The 4731-nt window shown below is 64.0% G+C and carries 3 protein-coding genes; 1 reads left to right on the top strand and 2 read right to left on the bottom strand.

Annotated elements, in window-relative coordinates:
* Positions 1-6: 6 nt before the first annotated feature.
* The gene (locus KDH09_20030; GenBank protein MCB0221997.1) at positions 7-981 is read right to left on the bottom strand and encodes a FecR domain-containing protein; all 975 of its coding nucleotides are present in this window, start codon (positions 979-981) and stop codon (positions 7-9) included.
* Positions 982-1088: 107 nt separating this feature from the next.
* On the bottom strand, positions 1089-2867 hold the full coding sequence (locus KDH09_20025) for a tetratricopeptide repeat protein (GenBank protein MCB0221996.1): 1779 nt from the start codon (positions 2865-2867) through the stop codon (positions 1089-1091).
* 195 nt (positions 2868-3062) lie between these two features.
* Here KDH09_20025 and KDH09_20020 point away from each other — a divergent pair.
* Positions 3063-4731 (top strand): PD40 domain-containing protein (locus tag KDH09_20020; protein ID MCB0221995.1); only part of this gene is annotated, 1669 nt, incomplete at its 3' end.

The following is a 4731-nucleotide window of genomic DNA, read 5'->3' as shown; positions in this document are numbered from 1 at the left end:
TGGCATTTACGGCGCTGGCGGGCCTTCGAGATTGATCAGCACGCGCACGCGACTGAAGGCCGCGGGTGGTTCGAGTTCCAGGGGAAGACCGCCGGTATCCTCTTTTTGAGAGAGGTCGTTCTGGCCAGTACCGCCGTCATCGCCACCGCCACCGCCGCCACCCTGATCGTCGTCATCGCCGCCCTGGTCTCCCTGGTCGCCGCCCTGATCGTTCTGGGCGGTGCCGCCGGTGGGATCCTCGTCACCACCGCCGGCGCCGGGATCGTCGACGTGTTCGGAGCTTTCCTCATAAGTATCGGTGGGCAGTTCATCGCCCCCGTCGTTGTCATTCTCGATCTGGAACGCGCGGCGCTGGGCGCGCTGCTGCGCGGCGCTGAAGGTGCCAAGGGTCAGATTGCCGCCGCTGAACGAAGCCACCTGGTTGGCCCCGATGTCGAGAGACTCACCGGTCTCGGGGTTCATCAGGTAGCCGTTGCCGTTCTCAAAGCCGTGAATGGTCGAACCGGAGGCCGGGTCGAAGGCCGTCACGCAGGTACTGCCGCGCACGCCGGCCACGGCGGTGGGCGTGTGAATCTCGAACTTCGAGCGCGCGGCGTTGACGTATTTGCTCACCAGCGAGCGCACCTTGCCGCGGAAAAGATTGAAGATGGAGCGACGTTCCTGCTTCTTGGGATTGTAGAGCTGCTCGCTGATGCGGAGCTTCGAGCCCGGCGAGAGTGTCATCACGCTCTGGTCGGTCAGCAGGATCTGCACGCGACCATCATCGCCGGTTTCGAGAATGTCGTTGACGAAGACATTCATCCAGCGGCGCGCGCGCTTGCCGCCGGCGTCGCCCAGGCGGCGAATCTCCACCGAACCCACCACGCGGGTGAGCTTGCCGGCGGCCGAGGCGGCCACGACTTCTTCTGCGGGCCGCGCGCCCAGCATGCAGACAAACGCAAACAGGCCTGCCAGCACCAGCCGGAGGCTGCGATTTTTCACTTCAGGAGATGCTTTTCTCACGATACGTTCCGATTCCCCGGTCCCTAGTCTATGCATCCTAGCCCATGTGCCCGGCCCGGTCTGTGATCAAATTCACTGTTTTGGGGCTAGAAAGTCGCCCGAATTCCCAGTGAAATCACATGTTTATGATATTCAAGGTCATTGGGATAGGTGTCGTTGGTCGAAAGGTTCGCTTCGAAGAGATACTGGCTCACCAGCCAGAGCCTGAAATCGTCTTCCTTCATCAGCCGGTAACGGGTTCCCAGCCGTGCGCCGATTGTCTGATCGACTCGTTTCTTGAGGCCCGCCGCGGCACTGGTCGGCGATTTGTAGTGGTTCTCGTATCGGTAACGCAGATTGCCCTCGACCACGAAAACCTCAATGGGCCGCCACTCGGCCCGCAGATCGGGCTCAAGGGCCCAGTAGCTGTAGTTCTGATCCTCGGCGAAGCGCAGGCCCGCCTTCAGGCCGCCGGTCAGTTTGAGATTGTCCTGCCCCAAAATGCCCCACACACGGGTTTGGGCATACCCGAGCCGGAAGGTGTGCGCGTCGCGCTCGGATTGCGGCGCGGCGCCGTTCAGGCTCTTCGTCGTAAAGCGTGAAAGAACATAGCTGAGCGTCGCGGTAAGGAATCCGCGCTGGCCCTGCTGCATCAGCAACCGCATGCCCGGCTCCGCTTCAATGCTGAAGGGGCGCCCGAAGATCTTGTATTCATCGATCCCGGGAAGGGGCGTGCCAAAGGTTCCGAAAAATACCGTTCGTCCCAGCAGGAACGGAACGTACATCATTTTTTCGGCTCCCAGCTTCCCCGCAATATTGGCGTAGCCGCCGCCTTGCAGGCTGACGACCTGCGCATCCCGTGCGCTGTTATTGAAGTGGGCCAACACCTGGAGATCGCCGGTCAGGTGATATTCAGTCGAGCCCGACTTCAACACGCTGAAATCCCCGCCTCCGGCAAAGGACGAGCGGAAGGCAGACTTCTTTCCAGGCGTGGCGGACGTGATGAGCAGCGCGCTGTTGTCAGGCAGCAGTTCCACATTCGTATCGTATTCCAGCAGTAGCTGGGTGTAGGCCGACCAGTCCTTCTTGGGAGCGCTGCCGGTGGGACTTTTCTTCTGTGCGGGCGCGGCAGCCGGCGCGTTTTTCTTCGCCTGCTGATCGCGGCGCAGGCCAATCAGGTCGAGGAAATCCTCGGCCGGTTTGACGTAGTCGCTCTCGGGGCTGAGTTCAGCCACTCGGCGAAACTGCAGCTCGGCGGCGTCGTAGTCCTTGAGCTCGAAGAGCGCCTGCCCCCAGTAGTAGGCGTTGGCCGCGGGCTTGTGGGTGCCTTTTTCGTCGGCGGTGCGGAGCGACTCGGCCGCTTCGGAATACTGCTTCTGGGTAACGAGCAGGTACCCAAGGAAGTGATGGGCATCGGCATATTCGGGATCGCGCCCGAGCGCCTTGCGTACCGCGGCCAGTGCCTCGGGGAACTTGTCCTGCTTGAAGGCAATGCGCGCGCGGGCCAGGTAGACGCCGCGCACCTCACCTGCGCGCGAGAGCGCCCGCTCGGCCAGGTCGTAGCGCTTGATGTGCTCGAATACCGAGGCCTGCAGCAGCCAGGCCTCTTCGTCGGTGGGGTTGCCGTTCAGGTATTTCTGCAGGTAACGACCGGCATCGCGGTATTTGCCCTCGGCAATGAGCGCCTCGGCATTCAGGCGCGCGGCCTCGGGGTGGACCTTGAGCGCGGCGGGAGCGCCCTCGTCCTGTGCGAACGATGTTGCGGGCAGAAGAAGTGTGAGAGTCCCCAGTAGCAGGGCGCAGGTCATGGCGGCGCGACAAAGCATGCCCGGGACGGACGACAACGCTGCCGCCCGCCCGCCTCTGGCGCTGGTGCTGGGTATCACCTGGTCGCTTCTCCCCTACTTCCCAAGAATCCCGGTCCGGCAGGCACGATTGCCCGCAGCCTTCGCCCGGCAGTGAGTCCCCGCATCGGTCACATGCATGAGTTTCTACCGTGCAGGCGATAGCAGGTCAACACACTGAAATGACTTGCTTTTGCATCGCTTCACGCGCCGGGGATGCTATATAAGCTACCAGTCGTGAAGCATTTCTTTCTTCATAGCGTGCCACGCGCGCGGGACCATGTGCGGCAGATCACCCTGCTGGTGTGTACCGTTGTGGCCCTTCTGCTTGCCCCCGTGCGCGGGCTCTCCCAGACCCTGGAGCAGGCGGTCGAGCTCGACCCCGGCGGCACGTGGCTGGTGCTGAGCACCGCGCACTTCGAGATCGCTTATCAGAAAGCCGATGAAGCACTCGCGCGCGAGACCGCGCGCACCGCCGAGGAAGTCCACGCAGCCCTCTCCCAGATGATGGGCTTTGAGCCTGCTCCTCCGGTGAGGATCGTCATTGCCGGCGATTATGACGTGAGCAACGGCTTCGCGATCCCCTTTCCCTACAGTCAGGTCCAGCTCTTTGTGGCCCCGCCGCGGCCCGGCCACGTGCTGGCCGATACGGGCGGCAACTGGCTTCGACTGCTGCTCTTCCATGAACTCACCCACACCTTTCACCTCGATCAGGTGCGCGGCCTTCCCTGGCTGGCGCGCTGGATCTTCGGCCGCGCCCCGGGGCTGGGCACCTGGCAGACCTTCGCCCCCATGTGGCTTATCGAGGGCATGGCCACCTACAACGAAACGCGGCTGACCGGCGCCGGGCGCATCGGCGGCGCGCTGCCCGAGGCGATCCTCCGCCAGGCAGCGCTGGCCGGGCAGTTCCCCGCCATCGATCAGGCCACGGCCTTCGACGCGCACTATCCCGGCGGCAATGTCCCCTATCTCTTCGGCGGTCACTTTGTTACGTGGCTTGCCGAAAAATACGGGCAGGAAAAACTCAACGAATGGGTCGAGGACTACGGGGCCATGCCCGTCCCCTTCGCAGTGGACTGGAGCGCCTACCGCGTATTCGGCAAGAGTTTTTCGGGACTGTGGGAAGAGTGGCAGGCCGAGATCACTGCGCGCGCGAAAAAGCAGGCTGCAGCCATCGGCGAGCGCGGCGTGAAGATGGGCAAGGTGCTCGTCGAGCCCAATGGCAACGTGGCGGCACCGAGCTTCCTGCCCGACGGGTGGGCCCACTACTGGCATTCCCACCCCGATCGCCTGCGCCGTCACTGGCGTGTGAGGCCCGGCAACGATCCCGAACAGGTGAGCTTCAACACCCCGGCCAGCGAGATCGTCGCGGCGCCCGGCGGCGCGCTCTATGGAACGCGCCGCATCCCCCAGGGCGCCTTCGCCCTGCGCGATGCCATCGTGAAAATCGACTGGCCCTCGCTGGAATTCCGCCCCCTGGTCGTGGGTGGGCGCGAACCAACGATCTCACCTTCTGGCAATACGCTGGTCTTCGTGCGGCGCAGCGGCGTCTACACCCACCTGATGAGGATCAGCCCGCCTGTCGAAGGCAGCGAACCGGTCGCGCTCACCGACCCGACCGAGGGCGTCGACTACGCCGACCCGGCCTTCCTCGATGAGGGCACCCTCGCCGTGAGCATCTACGAGGACGGCGTGCGCCGCCTCTGGCGCGTCTCGGCAACAACGGGCGAGCGCATTGCGCCGCTCCTTCCCGATTCCTTCGGCGGCAACCAGATCCAACCCGCGCGCTCGCCCGATGGGAGCACGCTCGTCTTCGCGAGCGACCGCGGCGGCATATACGACCTGTATCTACTGGACCTTGGCAGCGGCGTAACAACGCGGCTGACCCGCGTATTCGGCGCGGCGC

It is taken from the genome of Chrysiogenia bacterium, from assembly GCA_020434085.1.
GTDB lineage: Bacteria > JAGRBM01 > JAGRBM01 > JAGRBM01 > JAGRBM01 > JAGRBM01.
Note: the sequence above shows the minus strand (reverse complement) of the source record. Positions and strands in the feature narration are given on the sequence as shown.